The sequence below is a fragment of the Amycolatopsis sp. 505 genome (assembly GCF_031625235.1).
Taxonomy (GTDB): Bacteria; Actinomycetota; Actinomycetes; order Mycobacteriales; family Pseudonocardiaceae; genus Amycolatopsis.
Map to the genome: position 1 here is coordinate 349,796 of NZ_JACKQP010000005.1, position 17,066 is coordinate 366,861.

Annotated in this window: 22 protein-coding genes; 6 read left to right on the forward strand and 16 right to left on the reverse strand. The window is 68.5% G+C overall.

The genetic code is table 11. From position 1 onward, the window contains the following. Positions 1-67: 67 nt before the first annotated feature. From H5965_RS20800 to H5965_RS20820, 5 genes are all read right to left on the reverse strand, one after another. Positions 68-595, reverse strand: coding sequence for an AAA family ATPase (locus H5965_RS20800; RefSeq protein WP_310971700.1), 528 nt, complete (start codon positions 593-595; stop codon positions 68-70). 28 nt (positions 596-623) lie between these two features. After that, on the reverse strand, positions 624-1,679 hold the full coding sequence (locus H5965_RS20805) for an alpha/beta hydrolase (protein WP_310971701.1): 1,056 nt from the start codon (positions 1,677-1,679) through the stop codon (positions 624-626). A gap of 11 nt (positions 1,680-1,690) precedes the next feature. Then, positions 1,691-2,950 (reverse strand): lipase, encoded by a 1,260-nt coding sequence (locus H5965_RS20810; RefSeq protein ID WP_310971702.1) that lies wholly within the window; start codon positions 2,948-2,950, stop codon positions 1,691-1,693. A 243-nt stretch (positions 2,951-3,193) separates the two neighbouring features. Beyond that, positions 3,194-3,547: a hypothetical protein gene (locus H5965_RS20815; RefSeq protein WP_310971703.1), complete on the reverse strand. Its 354-nt coding sequence runs from the start codon at positions 3,545-3,547 to the stop codon at positions 3,194-3,196. 176 nt (positions 3,548-3,723) lie between these two features. Then, the gene (locus H5965_RS20820) at positions 3,724-4,881 is read right to left on the reverse strand and encodes an ROK family protein (protein WP_310971704.1); all 1,158 of its coding nucleotides are present in this window, start codon (positions 4,879-4,881) and stop codon (positions 3,724-3,726) included. A gap of 161 nt (positions 4,882-5,042) precedes the next feature. Between H5965_RS20820 and H5965_RS20825 the strand changes: the two genes are divergently transcribed. The 5 genes from H5965_RS20825 (at position 5,043) to H5965_RS20845 (ending at position 10,124) form a co-directional block, all read left to right on the forward strand. Beyond that, the gene (locus H5965_RS20825) at positions 5,043-6,359 is read left to right on the forward strand and encodes a sugar ABC transporter substrate-binding protein (protein WP_310971705.1); all 1,317 of its coding nucleotides are present in this window, start codon (positions 5,043-5,045) and stop codon (positions 6,357-6,359) included. A gap of 126 nt (positions 6,360-6,485) precedes the next feature. Next, positions 6,486-7,325, forward strand: a complete 840-nt coding sequence (locus H5965_RS20830) for a sugar ABC transporter permease (protein WP_310971706.1) — start codon at positions 6,486-6,488, stop codon at positions 7,323-7,325. Next, a complete protein-coding gene (locus tag H5965_RS20835; protein ID WP_310971707.1) occupies positions 7,318-8,157 on the forward strand; it encodes a carbohydrate ABC transporter permease in 840 nt (279 codons plus the stop codon). Before H5965_RS20830 ends, H5965_RS20835 begins: the two co-directional genes overlap by 8 nt. 33 nt (positions 8,158-8,190) lie before the next feature. Then, positions 8,191-9,531 (forward strand): GH1 family beta-glucosidase, encoded by a 1,341-nt coding sequence (locus H5965_RS20840; protein WP_310971708.1) that lies wholly within the window; start codon positions 8,191-8,193, stop codon positions 9,529-9,531. 53 nt (positions 9,532-9,584) lie between these two features. After that, positions 9,585-10,124, forward strand: coding sequence for a DUF305 domain-containing protein (locus tag H5965_RS20845; RefSeq protein WP_310971709.1), 540 nt, complete (start codon positions 9,585-9,587; stop codon positions 10,122-10,124). Positions 10,125-10,176: 52 nt separating this feature from the next. Here H5965_RS20845 and H5965_RS20850 read toward each other — a convergent pair whose 3' ends face one another. From H5965_RS20850 to H5965_RS20895, 10 genes are all read right to left on the reverse strand, one after another. Beyond that, complete coding sequence (locus H5965_RS20850; RefSeq protein WP_310971710.1) at positions 10,177-11,094, reverse strand: DUF1996 domain-containing protein; 918 nt, start codon at positions 11,092-11,094, stop codon at positions 10,177-10,179. Between the two features lie 659 nt (positions 11,095-11,753). Then, positions 11,754-12,380, reverse strand: coding sequence for a hypothetical protein (locus tag H5965_RS20855; RefSeq protein WP_310971711.1), 627 nt, complete (start codon positions 12,378-12,380; stop codon positions 11,754-11,756). 91 nt (positions 12,381-12,471) lie between these two features. Then, positions 12,472-12,957, reverse strand: coding sequence for a PhzF family phenazine biosynthesis protein (locus tag H5965_RS20860; RefSeq protein WP_310971712.1), 486 nt, complete (start codon positions 12,955-12,957; stop codon positions 12,472-12,474). Then, positions 12,851-13,114 carry a PhzF family phenazine biosynthesis protein gene (locus tag H5965_RS20865; protein WP_310971713.1) on the reverse strand — a complete coding sequence of 88 codons (264 nt, stop codon included), beginning with the start codon at positions 13,112-13,114 and terminating at the stop codon, positions 12,851-12,853. Before H5965_RS20865 ends, H5965_RS20860 begins: the two co-directional genes overlap by 107 nt. A gap of 64 nt (positions 13,115-13,178) precedes the next feature. After that, a complete protein-coding gene (locus tag H5965_RS20870) occupies positions 13,179-13,736 on the reverse strand; it encodes an alkaline shock response membrane anchor protein AmaP (RefSeq protein WP_310971714.1) in 558 nt (185 codons plus the stop codon). Continuing rightward, the gene (locus tag H5965_RS20875; protein ID WP_310971715.1) at positions 13,733-14,260 is read right to left on the reverse strand and encodes a DUF6286 domain-containing protein; all 528 of its coding nucleotides are present in this window, start codon (positions 14,258-14,260) and stop codon (positions 13,733-13,735) included. The genes H5965_RS20870 and H5965_RS20875 overlap by 4 nt, the downstream gene beginning before the upstream one ends. Further along, positions 14,257-14,631 (reverse strand): Asp23/Gls24 family envelope stress response protein, encoded by a 375-nt coding sequence (locus tag H5965_RS20880; RefSeq protein WP_310971716.1) that lies wholly within the window; start codon positions 14,629-14,631, stop codon positions 14,257-14,259. Before H5965_RS20880 ends, H5965_RS20875 begins: the two co-directional genes overlap by 4 nt. A 3-nt stretch (positions 14,632-14,634) precedes the next feature. Further along, complete coding sequence (locus H5965_RS20885) at positions 14,635-14,811, reverse strand: hypothetical protein (protein WP_310971717.1); 177 nt, start codon at positions 14,809-14,811, stop codon at positions 14,635-14,637. An 11-nt stretch (positions 14,812-14,822) separates the two neighbouring features. Continuing rightward, positions 14,823-15,098, reverse strand: coding sequence for a hypothetical protein (locus H5965_RS20890; RefSeq protein WP_310971718.1), 276 nt, complete (start codon positions 15,096-15,098; stop codon positions 14,823-14,825). Beyond that, on the reverse strand, positions 15,095-15,547 hold the full coding sequence (locus H5965_RS20895; protein ID WP_310971719.1) for an Asp23/Gls24 family envelope stress response protein: 453 nt from the start codon (positions 15,545-15,547) through the stop codon (positions 15,095-15,097). The genes H5965_RS20890 and H5965_RS20895 overlap by 4 nt, the downstream gene beginning before the upstream one ends. Before the next feature lie 182 nt (positions 15,548-15,729). On the opposite strand from H5965_RS20895, the gene H5965_RS20900 reads away from it, so the two are divergent. Next, a complete protein-coding gene (locus tag H5965_RS20900) occupies positions 15,730-15,939 on the forward strand; it encodes a CsbD family protein (RefSeq protein WP_310971720.1) in 210 nt (69 codons plus the stop codon). 86 nt (positions 15,940-16,025) lie between these two features. Here H5965_RS20900 and H5965_RS20905 read toward each other — a convergent pair whose 3' ends face one another. Then, a complete protein-coding gene (locus H5965_RS20905) occupies positions 16,026-17,009 on the reverse strand; it encodes a YdcF family protein (RefSeq protein ID WP_310971721.1) in 984 nt (327 codons plus the stop codon). Positions 17,010-17,066: the final 57 nt, after the last annotated feature.

Consider the following 17,066-nt stretch of genomic DNA (forward strand, 5'->3'; position numbering starts at 1 on the left):
CGGTCCAGCGGACCAGCATTTGCGACACCCTATTGCGCTCGTCAAGTGCCCGTAAAGTCGCTGTCGGTCATAATTTCTGTGACCGTGACCGCCTCCACAGCACACTGACCGGTTCCCGCCGGGAGTCGAGGTGCCCGACCTCGGCCGGATCATCGACTTGCAAGGCGTGAGCGACCTGGAGGTCGAGATCAAGCTGGGGTTCGTCCCGGACACGACTTGACCCGCCGCGCCGCCGGTTCGTCGAGTTCGGCGGCAGCTCCCCGAAGACTTGGGCGACGTTCGCCCGGTTCAGCTCATCGATGACGAGCACGTATTGGTTGTCCGGGTGCGCGGCTGCTTCTTCCGCGATGCGCAGCAGCGGTCCTTTGGTGAGGTCGAACCCGCTGCCGTCCTGCCGTGGCCGGTAGCCGTCGACGAAGTCTTCGTAGGAGTAGGTCGGGTGGATCTGCACCAGTCGCACCCGGTCAGCGGACTTCGCGATCCACTCCGCCGGCTTCCGGGCGACGTAGGTCTTGCCGGTCCCCGGCGAAGCCGGAAGGTCGGTAGTGGCGTCGCGGCCTGCAACAGCCCGCGGGACCGATCGTGATCCCGCCAAGGCGGCGGATGGCGGTGTCGGATGCTTTTCAGCCCTGGGCCAACCCCTCGAGCAGCGCCGCTGAGAACTCCTTCGGCTTCTCGATGTGCGGGCTGTGGCCGGTGTCTGGGATGACCACCTCGCGGTAGTGGCCGCCCGCCGAGGCGTAGCGGTCGAGGACGGCTCTGGTCTGGGTGACCATCGGCTGCGCGGGGTGGGTGGCCTCGCCCGGCCAGCCGGGCACCGCACCGAGCCGGCCGAGGTGGGCGAGGTCGAACATGGACGTGTCGGACACGATCTGGTCGTCGGCTCCCCGCACCCAGAGGATCGGGGGCTTGCGCTCGATCGCGTCGAGGTCGTCGAGGCGGAAATGGCCGGGTGCCAGGGTGTTGAGCACGCCACGGGTGCCCGGCGCGACGCCCGGCCACGCGTCGGTCGTGGTGAAGTCGCCGGGGTAGTGGTCGTCGCCGACGCGGGTGGTGAGCATCGACTCGACGAGGTCGTCGAGGCGGCCAGGATGGAACGGCGGTTTGACGTAGAAGGCCAGTAGCACCTGCCGGGGGGAGAACGGCGACTCGTCGGAGATGTCGCCGTCCCTGAGCCGGGCGACGAAGTCCGGGTTGCCGCCACCGCCGCCCGAGCCGCCGCCCGCCGCGTCGACCAGCTCGCCGTCCGCGCCTTTGGTGCCGCCGAAGCCGTAGGGTGAGACCGGGTTGACCAGTGTCACGGTGCGTGCGAGCGCGGTGTGCTCGCGCAGCAGCTGCAGGACCACGCCGCCGCCCATGCTCCAGCCGACCAGGTGCGCGGCGGCCACGTCCAGCGCGGCCAGCGTGGCGGCCACGTCGTCGGCGTAGTCGCGTACCCCCCGCGTCGCGTCCACCGGCAACGGATCGGTGCCGCCGAAGCCGCGCAGGTCCACCGCGATCGGGCGGTACCGCTCCGGCAGGTCGAGCATCGACTCCTGCCAGAAGGCGGAGGACGAGACGTTGCCGTGGACGAACACGACCGGCTCGCCGTGCTCGCGGCCGGCCACCTCCAGCACGTGCGTGGTCAGCCGGTCGGTCGGCACCTTCGCCGAGGTGATTCCTTCGAGGAGTGTGGTCACAGTCGTCCCTTTCACGCCAGCCAGCTCGTCACCTGGGACATCGACGCCGACGCCCAGCCCAGCTGCAGGTGGTTCACCGAGCCGACCAGTGCGGTCCCGGCGAGGTGGCCGATGCCCGTGCTGTCCAACGCGCTGGCCACGAACACGATGCCGTCGCTCGGGCCGCGGTTCTCGTTGAACACGCCGACGATGGTGGGCGAGCCGCCGGCCAGCAGGTACACCGAGACGCCTGCGGGGGTGCCGGCGGACTGGATGGCAGAGATCATCGACCCGGCGTCGATCGCGGCCTGGATGCCCGTCCCGTCGGTGTAGAAGCCCTGGCCGCCGTAGTAGGTCGTGTACCAGTCCTGTTGCGAGCCGTCGACGCCGAACGTGCTGTCGAAGCGGGCCAGCATCTGCCGCTGCCCGGGGTAGGTGTCCCAGCCGGCGGTGGGGGTGATCGACAGTTCCGGGTGGTAGGTGTACCTGCCGTAGCAGGTCATCCTGGTGTGCGGGCTCGGCGCGTTGATGCCGACGCCGCACTCCGGCCAGATCGACAGGTCGTGCGCGTAGCCGTGCGCGAACGGGTAGTCGTAGCCACCGTTCGGCCCGCCGAGGGTGATCAGCTTGCGCACGTCGCCGGCGTAGGCCCGGCCCCACGGGGGCTTCACCGAGGAGACGTACATCCGGGTGGACAGCTCGCCCTTGCTCCAACCGACCAGATCGACCTGGCCCACCCCCAGCCGTGACTTGATCAGCGCGATCGCGTCACCGACCTGCTGTGCCTGCTGGCGGTTCTCGCCCTGCTTGTGCGCGAAGCCGATGGCGAACACCCGGTACCCGCGCGAGCTGAGGTACTGCATCAGCCCGGTCGACGGGCAGGTCGCCGAACCGCACCCGAAGCCGCCGGATTCGTTCGGGTTGGCCCATGCCCGGTCGGGGTTGTCGTTGGCACCGTGGACGAGCAGCACCGGCGTAGCCTTCGCGCCGGTCGACCAGCCGGGTGCGGAGTACAGCAGGAACCGCGACGAGGACGGCTGCGCCACGCCGCCGAAGAAGGTCAGCCGCTGCCCGTCCTGATTGCCCCGTCCGTCCGGCGGGTACTGGTCGTCGGCGAATCCCGGTGTGGTGTCGCGGTAGCGCTCCACCTTGTCCCACCCATTGGCGACGGTGCTGAACGTCGCCTCGTTGGTCAGGTAGGAGGGAGCGGCCGAGGCAATTGGGAGCGCCGGCGCGGCGACCTCCACACCGACGACGATGGCGGCAGCGGCCACCAGGCTGAGCAGGCGCACGACGGGCTCCTCACGACACCGGGGGAACTCCGCAACTATCGGCTACCGAGCGAGCCGGGGCAATGTGCGCCGGCCACGTCCCGCGCGCCTCGGACATGGTCGCGGGCACCACATCGAGGGTGCGGTCACGGGTCGCCGAAGGTGCTCGGTCCAGGGTGCCTCGGGCGAGGGCGCCCGCCGCGTCGACGCGCAGACAGGGCCTGCCTTGAACACGAAACGTGTGAGATTCCCGCAGGAGTCAGCTCAATCAAGCTGCAGGTCGGTGGCGAATTTCAGGGTGGGGTTATAGATCAACTCGGTCTCGGACACAGTATTACCCCACGGATCGCGGAACGCGATCTTGAAGCTGGGGCGATCGTAGCCCAGCCGCGAAGCGATGACGCGGAGCGGAAGTTGCCGCCGGCGATGTCGATCGAGGACCCATGCCTTCTCGACGTTCGTCGTGTGGCCGGTCATGCGGCCGGTGGCGGTAATGGCGAGCTGGGCCGCCGCTCGCCAAGTCCGCGCTGCGCCGCCGCAACGGCATCCCGGTGCTGCCCGGGGCGGCGCGGTCGAGATCGAACGATCGGGGACAACGGACGGCCAGGTGACTATCACCGGCATTCCGTATCTGGTCGGGGCCTGCGTTGTCGGCCGAGGTGATGATCGCGAGAAGCTTCTCCAAGGCCCCATTGCTACCCTTCTCCGGTCTTCACTAGGCCACCCACGACTTGAGCGACCGACAGGCCCGTGTCAAAGCCAGGCTGAGCTGCTCCAAGCATGCTTGACCTGCTTTAGCCGTTCAGGAAGTGCTCGAGGGGGAGGGTGGCGGCACCGCGTGTTGCGGCGTCCGGGCCGAGGCTGCACAGGTCGATCGTTGTCGTGGCGAACGAGTGCTTCAGCGAGTGGCGGCGGGCAGCGTCGCGGATCGCGTCGAGGTTGCGCTGGCCGAGGAGCAAGCCGGCCCAGCCGCCGAGGACGACGCGGGCGGGGTTGAGCAGATTGATCAGCCCGCCGATACCCGCGCCGAGGTAGTGGTGAGTCTCCGTCAGGACTCCGGTTCCCTGGTCGTCGTGGACGATGGCGGTAAGGGCTGGTCGCAGGTCGGCGTCTTCCGGGATGATCCCGCCCGCTTCGCGGAAACGGTCGAGGATCGCCTCGGCGCCGACGTAGGCCTCGAGGCAGCCTTTGCTGCCGCACCGGCAAGGACGCCCGCCGGCGACGAGGACGGTGTGCCCGAACTCGCCCACGCCTGTCGAGGTGCCGTGGGTGGTGGGGCCTCCGAAAACGACACTGGCTCCCACGTCCGAGCCCAGCAATGCGACCACCGTGCCGGGCGTTTCCCGGCCGCTGCCGAACCACAGCTCGGCCCGTCCCATGGTGCCGGCGCGACTTTCGCAATGCAGCGGCAGGTCGGTTCCCCTGCCCAGCAGCTGTTCGAGGACAACGGGGTTCCAACTGAGCCTCTTCGTCCTCTCGGGCGTCTGCCGGGGTATGCCCACGCCGATTCCGAGGACTGCGTCGGAGGCAACGGCGCTCTTCGTCAGCACAGTGGTCAAGCCCGCGAGAATTCGCGAAGCGACCGTTTCCGGACCGTGCCGGCGGGAGTCGATGAGCCGGTCGGCTTTGGCGAGCTCGGTCATCGCCAGGTCGAACAGCCCGATCCGGATCCTCGCTTCGCCGACGTCCACTCCGACCACGAAGCCGTAGCCGGGGGCGATGCGCAACAGCTTTCGCGGCCGCCCGCCGTCGGAGTCCAGCGAGCCGTCCTCGGTCACGATGCCTTCGCCGACCAGTTCGCGCACCACTTTGCCGACCGAGGCCGCACTCAGTCCGGTGGCCGCTCCCAGAGCCTGGCGACTGGCCGGAGCGCTGAAGTACAGCGACCGCAGCAAGAGCGAGCGGTTGTCTCGACCCAGAGCGCCCACGGTGCTCGGTTGGCGCTGCGTCATGGTCTGGATTCTCCCGGTAACCACTTCTTCCACGCGTGAACGAAGGCGGTTCACGCCCTTGACTCTTGTTGGTCACACGAGTTAAATCAAGGCGCGAATTAAGCTGTGTCCTGAGTCACAAAGACCCTTCGTGGCTCGTCCGCGCACCCCGAGGACTTCAGATGCGAATGAGAACCACCGCGTCAGCGCTCGTCCTGGCGCTGGCCGCCGCCACCACCGCCGCCTGCGGCGGCGGGGACTCCACATCGGCCGACGGCCCCAAGGAACTCACCTACTGGGCCTCCAACCAGGGCACGAGCCTCGACAACGACAAAGCGGTCCTGCAGCCCGAACTCGACAAGTTCGAGAAGGCCACCGGCGTCAAGGTCAAGCTCGAGGTCGTTCCCTGGTCGGATCTGCTCAACCGGATCCTGGCCGCCACGACCTCCGGCCAGGGGCCCGACGTCCTCAACATCGGCAACACGTGGTCGGCGTCGCTCCAGGCGACCGGCGCTTTCCTGCCGTTCGACGACGCCAACCTCGAGAAGGTCGGCGGCAAGTCCCGGTTCCTCGGACCTTCGCTGGCCGCGACCGGTGCGAGCGGCCAGCCTCCCGTCGGCGTTCCGCTCTACGGCCAGGCCTACGGCCTCTACTACAACAAGAAGCTGTTCAAAGACGCCGGTATCACCGCGCCCCCGGCGACGTGGGAAGAGCTCGTCGCGGACGGCAAGAAGCTCACCGATCCGCAGAAGGGGCAGTGGGGGCTGTCGCTTCAGGCAGGCCAGGTGACCGAGAACAGCCACCACGCCGCGATCCTCGGCGCTCAGCACGGGGCGAACTTCTTCTCCCCGGACGGCAAGCCGCAGCTGGCGTCGGACCCGGCCGTCGCGGCCGTCCAGCAGTACGTGGACCTCATGCAGAAGGACAAGATCGTCAACCCGTCGAACGCGGAGTACGCCGACACCGCCAAGTCCCTCAAGGACCTCGCGGACGGCAAAGCCGCGATGTTCATGAACCAGGCGTCCGCCGGTTCGTTCAAGAACATCGGCGCGGACCTGGCCAACATCGGCGTCGCGCCGATCCCGCTGCCGGCCACCCCGCCCGCGAACAGCCGGAAGGTCACCAGCTTCGTCGCGGGGATCAACTTGGCGGTCTTCAAGTCCACCAAGAACCAGCAAGCCGCACTGGATTTCGTCAAGTTCATGGTCTCGGCGCCCGAGCAGGCGCAGCTGAACAAGACCTACGGCTCGCTGCCCACCGTCCAGGACGCCTACAGTGACCCGGCGTTCCAGACCGAGGACGTCAAGGTGTTCCAGTCCGTCCTGAGCACCACGGCCGAACCCATGCCGCAGGTTCCCCAGGAGTCGCAGTTCGAGACGCTGATCGGCACCGCCATGAAGACGATGTTCGCCGACGTCGCGGCGGGCCGGACGGTCGAGGCAGGCAAGATCAAGGATCAGCTGGCCCAAGCCGACCAGCAGATCGCGGCCGGGAGCTGACCCGGAATGACGACCGCTGTTCGGGGGGCTCCGGCCGCAAAGTCGGCCGGAGCCCCCCGGCCCGGAAGCCCGCGGCGCACCCGCCGCCGGCCGGCCCTCCCGTACCTCCTGCTGTTACCCGCTCTGTTGCTCGAACTGCTCATCCACGTCGTCCCGATGCTCGTCGGCGTCGTGATGAGCTTCGTCAAGCTGACCCAGTACTACATCCGGAACTGGTCGGCAGCCCCGGGTGCCGGGCTCGACAACTACAAGTTCGTCCTCGACTTCGACACCGCCACGGGCAAGGCGCTGGCGCACTCGTTCGGGATCACCGTCGAGTACACGGTGCTGTCGGTGGGCTTCTGCTGGCTCTTCGGCACGTCCGCCGCGGTCCTGATGCAGCGCAGCTTCCGCGGGCGCGGGCTGCTGCGGACGCTGTTCCTCGTTCCGTACGCGCTGCCGATGTACGCCGCCGTCATCACCTGGTCGTTCATGTTCCAGCGCGACACCGGCCTGGTGAACAGCCTGCTCGGCACCCACTCGTTCTGGCTGATCGGGGACAACAGCTTCTGGTCGCTGCTCACCGTGTCGGTGTGGCGGAACTGGCCGTTCGCGTTCCTCATCGTCATGGCGGGGCTGCAGAACATCCCGGGAGAGCTGTACGAAGCGGCCTCGATCGACGGTGCCGGCTGGTGGACCCAGTTCCGGGCGATCACGCAGCCCATGCTGCGGCCGGTCAACCAAGTGCTGCTGCTCGTGCTGTTCCTGTGGACGTTCAACGACTTCAACACCCCGTACGTCCTGTTCGGGAAGTCCGCGCCGCGCGAGGCGTCGCTGATCTCCATCCACATCTACCAGAGTTCGTTCGTGACCTGGAACTTCGGTCTCGGCTCCGCCATGTCGGTGCTGTTGCTGCTGTTCCTGATGCTGGTCAGCGCCGCGTACCTCGCGTTGACCGCCCGCCGGAGGAGGACGGCCAGTGTCTGAGCCCCGTTGGGTCCCCTGGGCCCGCCGCGTCGTCCTCGGCTTCCTCGCGCTGTTCACCCTGCTGCCGCTGTACGTGATGGTGTCCACGTCGCTGAAACCCCTCGGGGACGTCCAAGGGGTGTGGCAGTGGATTCCGACAACGGTGACGATCCAGCCGTTCCTCGACATCTGGGAGACCATCCCGCTCGCCAAGTACTTCCTGAACAGCTTGGTCATCTCCGGCGCGGCCACCGTCTGCTCGGTGCTGATCGCGATCTTCGCGGCCTACGCCATCAACCGGTACAAGTTCCGCGGCCGGAACTTCTTCGCCATGACCGTCCTGTCGACCCAGATGTTCCCCGGCATCCTCTTCCTGCTGCCGCTGTTCCTGATCTTCGTCAGCATCGGCAACACCACCGGTATCGTCCTGTACGGTTCCCGCCTCGGCCTGACGCTGACCTACCTGACCTTCTCCCTGCCGTTCGCGATCTGGATGCTCGCGGGCTACTTCGACTCCATCCCGAAGGAGCTCGACGAAGCCGCGATGGTCGATGGCAACGGGCCGGTGGGCGCGCTCATCCGCGTCGTCATCCCCGCCGCGGTTCCCGGCATCGTCGCCGTGTCGATCTACTCCTTCATGACGGCCTGGGGCGAGGTGCTGTTCGCCTCCGTCATGACGGACTCCGACACCAGGACGCTCGCCGTCGGCCTCCAGGAGTACTCGACCCAGGTGCAGGTGTACTGGAACCAGGTCATGGCCGCGAGCCTGATCGTCTCGGTTCCCATCGTCGCCGGATTCCTCCTCTTCCAGCGCTACCTGGTGTCCGGGCTCACCGCCGGCGCCGTCAAGTAGCCCACCCACGCCCTCCCTGAATGAGGTTTTGCCTTGAAGCTCTCGCTGCCCGCGGATTTCGTGTGGGGTGCGGCCACCGCCGCGTACCAGATCGAGGGCGCCGTCGACGTCGACGGCCGCCTGCCGTCCATCTGGGACGATTTCTGCCGGGTACCCGGTGCCATCGACAACGGCGACACCGGTGACGTCGTGTGCGACCACTACCGGCGCTGGCCCGAGGACCTGGCGATCATGAAGCAGCTGGGACTGGACGCTTACCGCTTCTCCATCGCCTGGCCACGGGTGATCCCCACCGGCCGCGGTGAGGTCAACCCCCGAGGCCTCGACCACTACGACCGCTTCGTCGACGCCTTGTGCGAAGCCGGGATCCGCCCGTTCGTCACCCTGTACCACTGGGACCTGCCTTCGGCGCTGCAGGCCGCGGGCGGGTGGCCCGAGCGGGACACCGCCTACGCCTACGCGGAGTACGCCGCGGTCGTCGCCGCCCGGCTCGGCGACCGGGTGCGGGACTGGAGCACCGTCAACGAACCGCTGTGTGCCGCCTGGCTCGGGTACCTCGAGGGCCGGTTCGCTCCCGGCGTCAAGGATCTGGAGCAGGCCGTACCCGCATCGCACCACCTGCTGCTGGCTCACGGGCTCGGTGTGGAAGCAATCCGGGCGCACGCCGCTCGCCCTGCGAACATCGGTCTCGTCTGCAACCTGTCGGGAATCGAACCCGCCTCGGACCGCGACGAGGACGTCGCCGCGGCGAAGCGGATGGACGGGCACGTCAACCGGTGGTGGCTCGACCCGGCCAACGGGCGCGGTTATCCGGCCGACATGCTCGAGGTCTACGGGGTCGAACCGCCCGTGCTCGGCAACGACCTCGACGTCATCGCGGCGCCCACGGACTACCACGGACTGAACTACTACTTCCGCCAGATCGTCGAGGACGATCCCACCGGCCCCGCGCCCTTCGCCAGGCAGGTGCCGGCGGAGGGCGCGGGTACCACCGCCATGGGCTGGGAAATCCACGGTCCGGGGCTGGCCGACCTGATCCACCGGCTGCACGACGACTACGGCGCGGAAGCCATCTACATCACCGAAAACGGTGCCGCGTTCGACGACAAGGTCGCCGAGGACGGCTCCGTCCAGGACGACGACCGCATCGCCTACTTCGAGGAACACCTCACGGCGGTCGCGTCGGCCGCCGAGGCGGGCGCCCCGGTCAAGGGCTACTTCGCCTGGTCCCTGCTGGACAACTTCGAGTGGGACAACGGCCTCGACAAACGGTTCGGCCTCGTCCGGGTCGACTACGGCACGCAGCTCCGGACCGTCAAAGCCAGCGGCCACTTCTACGCCGACCTGATCGCTGAGCACCGAAATCGCTCCTGAGTACTGCTTCCCGTTAGTTGACATCGTCGGAGCGAATGGCATGTAATCCATCCATGCGCATTTTTCTCGGATTGGCCATCGTGGGCATGGTATTCGCCGGCGGCTGCGCCGCCGGACTCCATGGTCAGTCCGAAAACCCATCCGTCCCTATCGCGGCGTCGTACACCACTACGGACCGCGCTTGGATCGAGATCACCATAGCCATGGACGAGCAGCTCGTTCCGCTGCTTGCCCTTGTCGACAGCCGCACCGGAACCGCGGCTGTCCGCGACCTCGGCAAAAAAGCCGACGCCTCGACGAAGTCGGAGCTGCCGGAACTACGGCGGCTTCACGATCAGGCCGGCCTCCCGGCGGAGAATCCCCACAAGGGGATGGAGATGCCGGGAATGGTTTCGTCCAGCCAGGTCACGCAGGCCGGTGCCTTGCGCGATACAGGCTTCGACAACTACTTCAAGAAGTGCCTGCGTGATCACCTGGATCAGAAAAAACGTTTGGCGCTCGGCGAGAAGACGTCGGGCAAGGAGCCGCAGACCGTGAGCCTGGCTTCGCGAGTCCTGCAAGAACAGGGCCAGCTCTCCACGCTGGTTGAATAGCGGCCGCCGTGCCGGCCGATCGGGACGGCACGGCAGCCGCTTATCGTCGCTTTCAGCCGCCGGTGAAGCTCGGCGTGGTCCCGCACTTGGCGTTCTGGTTCAGGCAGGTCTTGACCAGTGCCGCCAGTTTGACGTGGTCCCAGCCGTTCATGAAGTCACCGTGCATCGACGACGCCATTCCCGAGGACAGCGCGAGGCCGTCGCCGCCCAGGATGTCGTAGTTGACCATGTACGACAGGTTCGGCACCGCGACCGGGTAGTTCCCCTGGCACTTGCCGGCGACCGGGTCACCCATGTGCGACTTGTGGTCGGGCGAGTCGATGTGCTTGCCGTCCCAGCAGTCCTCGAACACGAGCTGGTAGATCAGGTTCCCGCCAGGAGCACAAACAGGCCAGTTCCCGTCGGCGCTCCGTCCGACCTCGGCGCTGCCCGCGCACCAGAACTGGTTTCCCTGGCCCTTCTGGGTGGGCACCTGCAGCTTGGCATCACCCTGCACCATCACCAGCCCGGGCGGGAACGGCCGGACGGCCGACGGGTCGGGGAGCCGGGAACCGTAGTAGACGCGCATGCTCTTGAACGGAACGGCCACCCCGTTCCGCTGCAGCTGCGGTACCCAGTAAGCGGCATTGTCGCCGGGAGAGTTACACGTCGTCGATCCGGCCGTCAGAAGGGTTTCCGTTGTCATGAACGCGTCGTTCCGCGGCCCGAAGAACGTGTGCATGTGGGAGGCGCCGGGCAGGCGAGGGAAGACGATCGCGTCGTCCTTGGCTTCGTTCGCGATCGTGCAGTCGGTGTGGAACTCGGGGACCCTCGTCGTCCCGGCCGGCACCGGTGGCGGCACGATGCGCTGGTAGTCGGTCAGCTCGCGCTGGTACCGGGCCTGGTCGACGTCCACCCAGCCGGCATCCGCCGCGACGGAGCTGCTCGAAGCGCCGGCGGCGGCGGAGCCCGTTTCGCTCGCGCCGGCCACGAAGGCGGTGCTTCCGGCCAGCGCAAGAGCGAGGGCAGCGGTGAGAACGGCCCGGGTCCGGAGCCGGAACTGTCGAGGTCGGCAACCGGTAGCCCGATTCGGCGTACTTCGCATATAGATCTCCTCACTTTGTTTTGAAAATGTTGGATAGTTGCTACGAAGATCCGAACTACTGCAATAGTTGCCGAGGGAGTGCACGGTCGTGCTGACACCGCTGGGCGGCTGAACGTGTGCGCTTCAGCCATACGTGGTCGCAGATGGCCTTATCGCCGTCGTGGTGACGGGGATTGCCTGGGCGCCGTTCAGTGTCGCGCGCGAAAAGTGCAGCCTATTGTCGGGGAGTCGTGTTGCCGCTCGCGTCGGCGAACGCGGTCGAACGCGGCGCGGAATCGATGGTGGCGCACCATTCTCCGTGGTGGGCACAGGAGTCCCGCGGCAATGACTCAATTCTGCGGACACGGGCACCACTCGGCCGGAGCGGACGGCGGATGCGTCCCACGGCTGCGGTCGATGGTGCTGCGGTGCGTCGTGGTCGGGAGAACGTCCTTGATCTCATCGAGCCCACCTGGTCAGTCGTGATCCATCGTGTCGCGCACTGTGCGCGTCACGATGCCGAGGCAAGCATGCGGCTCGCTCGGCATTCGGGTGAGGTGGCAGATTTACATCGACCAACCCGAAGTGCTGGAGTGTTCCAAGTGGCGGCCGCGGAACCGGTTCCATCGAGGCAACTGAAAGTAAACCGTCCCGATTGGGGTGACGTCAAGACTCTGGACGGCAATTTTCCCACCAACGCGGTGCGCCGCGGCGAGGCGCAGGGGACCGGGAGAAGTTGCCGCAGAGCATCCGGCTGGCCGGAAGGCCGGTCCCGGATCCAGCTTGAAAGTCGCGCCGTGAAGCCGCCGTCGATCGGAGTACCACCTCGCTCGGGTGACCGGCGCGGTCGCTGACCAGGAACGCTGCCGCCGCACACCGACTGAGGTGCCGGCCAGCTTGGCGCGGCGCAGCGCGGCGGCCAAGGCCTCGGACCGGTAGACGGGGGCGACGAGCCCTGTTTTCTGATCGGTGCGGGCTTGGCGCATGTACTGGGGCAGCAGCAGGTCGCGATGCACGCACAGCGCGGCCGGCATGGGGGCGGGCAGGACCCGCGGAGAGTGCACCAGTACCACCAACGGCACCAGCAGGCGCGCTTTGGTGTACTGGCACTCGATGGCCCGGGTGAGTTGCCGTCGGCCCACAACAGCCGCCACGTCGCGGCCCTCAGATCGGCGATCAATTTGCCGGCGCATTCACGATACCGTTTGCAGGAATCTGCTGAAGAGGAACGTGCTTTTATGTGAAATCGAAGACACCGAGGTCCGTGTGGACCGTGGCCATCGATCAAGTCTGGTTCCGGCAAGGTGATCGAAGACGGTTAGGACCGCCCGGCCCTGATGGGGCGGACCGAGCTGCTGCGCGGCGTCCTCGTCGGCGCGTTGGCCGTCTGGGTACTCGAGGCCACCCCCCGCTGTGGACGCTGACCATCACCGCCGTCCTGCTGGGCAGCGCCGGTACCGTCTTCGACAACGCTTCAACAGCTCGATGTCGGCGAATTCGGCCTCGACGCTGAAGTGCTGCTCCTTGCGTCGCGGTATAACGGGAGGGGGCACCGCCCGCTGGGATCAGCCACTGCGCGATAGCCGCGTTGAGGCTGCCGGTGACCGGGTCTTCCTCCCACCGCGTGCCCTCGTCGGTGAACGCCCGGACCTCGAACTGCGCGTCACTTCCCGCTGGGTGCGGCCCGACACGCAGCCCGGCGGCAAGAGCATGGACCTCGGATTCGGTTACGGGGGCGTCGCGCAGCAGCGGCGGCGCGGCGAACCACAAGAGGTCGACGTCGGAGCGGATGCGGACTTGACCGGCCGGCGAAGGGCAGTTCGCGGCTTATGGTGAAGATCCGGAGGCGGTACTCGGCCGAGGGGTGTGACGGTGTGAGGAGGAACGTGGTTTCGGCCAGGTTGGTCCACCGCGCGATGGCCGCCATGTCGGTGGTGCTCAGGTCGTCGGCGTTAGTACGGCGCCGGGTGCTCCGGCTGGGCAGGGGCGCGTCAGGCGACGCGGGAGCCGGGTGCGGTGGTGAAGCGCAGTTCGACGTGGGTGGGCAGGTCGTCGAGGTCCAGGGCCTGGCACAGCCGGGGCACCCCCTCGTCGCGGATGCGGTCGCGGATCTCGGCGGGGTCGCCGTCCTGCTCGACCGAGACGACCACGAGCAGCTCCGGGTGCTCGCGGGAGCCGGTGAGGGACGCCGTCGCGGTGCGCACGCCCGAGTAGCCGCGCACTTCTTCGGTGAACGGGGCGACGGCCGTGGTGGTGGCCAGGTCCGTGGTGCCGGTGTCGGTTTCGAAGTGCCAGGTGCGGTTGCCGGGTTTGCGGATCAGCTGGGCGGCCAGCCAGCGCAGCCCGGCCAGCGCGACGACGATCCCGGCGGCCGCGGCCACGTACCACGCCCAAGTCGGCGGCAGCTCGGTGCCTGGCACGATCGGCCGATCCGCGCCGAGCGCCGGCAGCCAGTGGAAGCGGATCGCGGCCGGGACCGCGCCGGCGGCGAGCAAGAGCAGCCCGAGGATGGCGAGCAGGGTGCGGTTGAGTCCGGCGGGACGGTTCACGACGTACTCCTCACTGCGCGGAGGCGGACCTTGACCTCGGGGCGGCGGACCGGATCGATCCGGTCCAGCCGCTCCGCGACGGCGACGCGGACCGCGTCGGCGATCCCGTCGGGGCGGGTGCGGCGGGTCCGCACCCGGACGCGGACGCTGCGCCGCCGGACCTTCAGCCGCACCTTCTCCACGCCGTCGACCTGTGCCGCGGCCGTCCGGAGGGTGGAGCCGAGGCTGTGGCGCGAGGCCCCCGAGTCGAGGTCGCCGCGCAGGGGGAGCACGGTGAGCTTGCCCGGCAGCACCGCCGCGAGCACCAGGACCGAGCCGAGCAGGGCGACGACGCCGCCGGTGATGACGACGGGCAGGTCGGCCCAGCGGAGGTCGTGCAGCCGCCGTGCGGTCGCGCCGTAGTCCAGCCACGGGCGCTCGCCGAAGATCGTCTGGATGGCCACGATCGCGGCGAGCGTGCCGGCCGCGGCCAGGACGAGTGCGGTCAGCGCGGCGGGGGTGCTGCGGCGTGGGCGGCGTTTCACGAGACCCTCCTCGAGGACGTGGCCGGTGGGTGCAGGGCGGTGACGGTGATGTCGACCCGCTCGACGTCGAGCCCGGTCAGTTCGCTCACCCGTTCGCGCAGGTGGGCCCGGGCGTGGTCGGTGGTGCGGGCGACCGAGGCCGGGTAGCCGATCGACAGCCGGGTGGCCAGCCGCACCCGGTCGCCGTCGACCTCGGCGTCGACCTTCACCGAGCGGTCGGCGTCTTCGCCGCCGAGCGCGACCCCCAGCACGCGCCCGGCGGCGCCGCCGACGCCGTCGATTTCGCGGGCGGCGTGCGCGGCGATCCGTTCGACCGCGTGGCCGGAGACGACCAGTTCACCCCGCTCTTCGGCGGGCACGGTGGCGGTCATGGGTCAGCCCCGGTCCCGGCCGAACAGCTGGGCAAGGTCGATCGCGCCGTCGAGGTGGCGGCCGATCAGGAAGCCGATCGCGCCGAGCACGAGGACGGCCAGGAACGCGCCGAACCCGCCGAAGGCGAGGGCGAGGCCGAGCACGAGACCGGTCAGCAACCCGGTCCTGGTGGCATTCATGGGAACCTCCGTCAAGAAGTGGTGGGTACGGCCACGTCGCCGACGAACACGCGCACGGGCCGGTCGAGCGGGCCGAGCGCAGCGCGGACCGCGGCCGCCGCCGCGGCGGCGGTGGCCGGGTAGCGCAGCACGACGCCGATGGTCAATTCGTCGTCGGCGACGCGGACCCCGGCGACCCGGCGTCCGGGCAGCAGCGTCGCGATCTCCCCGACCCGGCCACCGTGCGGGCCCGCCACTTCCGGCAGGCCCGCCACCGCGTCGGCGGTCGCGACCGCGTCGGGCGTCACTGCACCCGGCCGGTGTCGGTGCCCTGGTCGTCGGCGTCGTCGCCGGGCAGGTTGAGGTCGCCGACGGCGATGTTGACCTCGACGACCTCCAGGCCGGTCATCCGCTCGACCGCGGTGATCACGTTGCGCCGCACCGACCGGGAGAGGTCGGCGATGGACACGCCGTACTCCACGACGAGCTGCAGGTCGACCGCGGCCTGCTTTTCGCCCACCTCGACCGACACGCCCTGCCCCGCGGAAGCGGTCGCACCCGGGATGCGCTCCCGGATCGCGGAGAACGCGCGGGCGGCCCCACCGCCGAGTGAGTGGACGCCGGGCACCTCGCGGGTGGCCAGGCCGGCGATCTTCTGCACCACGGTGTCCGCGATCGTGGTCGCGCCCTGGCTGGTGACGAGCGCGCCGGTCGTCCCGGTGGTGGCGGCGGGGGTCTTCGTGGTCGTCTCGGCCATGGTGTTCCTCCTTCGTCGGGTGAACCGTTGTGCCGGGAAGACCCGGGGTGGGCCGGAATCATCACGGCCACGTTCGAGTGAACACGGTCACGCGGCCGGGGAAGTGACGAACGGCCCCCCTCGGTGTCTTGATGGGCAGGACCGTCCACAGGGGATGGTGACCGGTACGGGAGGAGCGACTCATGTCGTTGGGCGACAAGATCGGGAACAAGGCCGAAGACTTCGGCGGCAAGGCCAAGGAGACGGCGGGCAAGGTCACCGGCGACGACGAGCTGCGCGCCGAAGGCCAGGCCGACCAGGCCAAGGCCGGAATCAAGGACGCGGTCGAGAACGTCAAGGACGCGGTCGGCGACGCCGCCGACAAGATCAAGAACGTCCTGAAGAAGGACTGAGCCCGCCCGGGAGACCGGTGGCCGGCGCGGCAAGAGGGAGCGCGCCGGCCACCACCCGCGGATGGCGGTGGCGGGTGCGGCCCGGCTCAGGGGAGTGCGGCCAGGAAGCCAGTGAGCGCGAGCAGCCCTGTCACCCCGAAGTTGACCAGCCGGTGCTCCATGAGGATGGCGGTGAACTCCCGGATGGTGGCGCTGGGCCAGTAATAGAGGGCGGTGGGGGCGCCGACGACCTGACCGTTCACCTTCGCCGTGCGGGCGAGGATTGCGGCGCGGAAGGCGTGGAAGTTGTTGGTGACGACCACGCACCGGTACCCGGGCCGGTGCTGCTGCATGAGTTCGCGGCTGAAGGTGATGTTTTGCGCGGTGGTCGCCGAGCGGTCTTCGCGGAGCACTTCGCCGTCGGGAACACCGTGCGCGACGAGGTAGTCGGCCATGGCGTGGGATTCGGGCTGGTTTTCGTCCCTTCCCTGGCCGCCTGAGGTGATGACGATCGGCTTGCCGCCCTGGTCGCGTTCGTTCCGGTAGAGGGCGATCGCTTTGTCGAGCCGGGAGGCCAGCAGCGGCGGGATCCGGCCGTTGATGATCCGGGAGCCGAGCACGACCACGAAGTCGACGCCGGAACGGACGCGGAGCCGGCCGTAGAGGAAGGCGTAACCCAGGTAGCAGCAGAACAGGAAGCTCACGTAGGCCACGGCGGCCAGCGCCGAAACGGCGACCGCGCCGATGCCCGGGTGCTGGGTGTACTCGGCGGCGATCAGCAGGACGACGAGGGCGAGCAGGCCCAGACCGGTGAGGAAGGAGAGGAGGTTGCCCAGTGACCTGCTCTCGCGCCGGATCATGGTCACACCGTTGGCGAGCAGGAAGACCGCCAGCACCAGAACGGTGATCAGCGGTATCAGGAGGACGAAGAACACGACGATGCCGGCCACGTCGAGGGGAAGCCGGTCGATGTCGCCGAGCAGCGCGATGATGAGGCTGGCGACGGCCAGGCCGAGCAGGACCGCGTTGCGGAACCGACGGCGGTCCTGCCGGATGCTCACCAGCGCGACGACAAGGAACAGCGCGGCCAAGGCATAGAGAATGGCTGTCGCCTCCGGGTCTCGGTGTCGGATCGGCAGTAAGGATTT

Bases quoted from the DNA above. Each gene is read 5' to 3' on its own strand.
- H5965_RS20825 (WP_310971705.1), top strand. From the start codon at position 5,043: ATGCGAATGAGAACCACCGCGTCAGCGCTCGTCCTGGCGCTGGCCGCC.
- H5965_RS20885 (WP_310971717.1), bottom strand. From the start codon at position 14,811: ATGAATGCCACCAGGACCGGGTTGCTGACCGGTCTCGTGCTCGGCCTC.
- H5965_RS20855 (WP_310971711.1), bottom strand. From the start codon at position 12,380: ATGCGCCGGCAAATTGATCGCCGATCTGAGGGCCGCGACGTGGCGGCT.
- H5965_RS20895 (WP_310971719.1), bottom strand. From the start codon at position 15,547: ATGGCCGAGACGACCACGAAGACCCCCGCCGCCACCACCGGGACGACC.
- H5965_RS20900 (WP_310971720.1), top strand. From the start codon at position 15,730: ATGTCGTTGGGCGACAAGATCGGGAACAAGGCCGAAGACTTCGGCGGC.
- H5965_RS20820 (WP_310971704.1), bottom strand. From the start codon at position 4,881: ATGACGCAGCGCCAACCGAGCACCGTGGGCGCTCTGGGTCGAGACAAC.
- H5965_RS20845 (WP_310971709.1), top strand. From the start codon at position 9,585: ATGCGCATTTTTCTCGGATTGGCCATCGTGGGCATGGTATTCGCCGGC.
- H5965_RS20880 (WP_310971716.1), bottom strand. From the start codon at position 14,631: ATGACCGCCACCGTGCCCGCCGAAGAGCGGGGTGAACTGGTCGTCTCC.
- H5965_RS20865 (WP_310971713.1), bottom strand. From the start codon at position 13,114: ATGGCGGCCATCGCGCGGTGGACCAACCTGGCCGAAACCACGTTCCTC.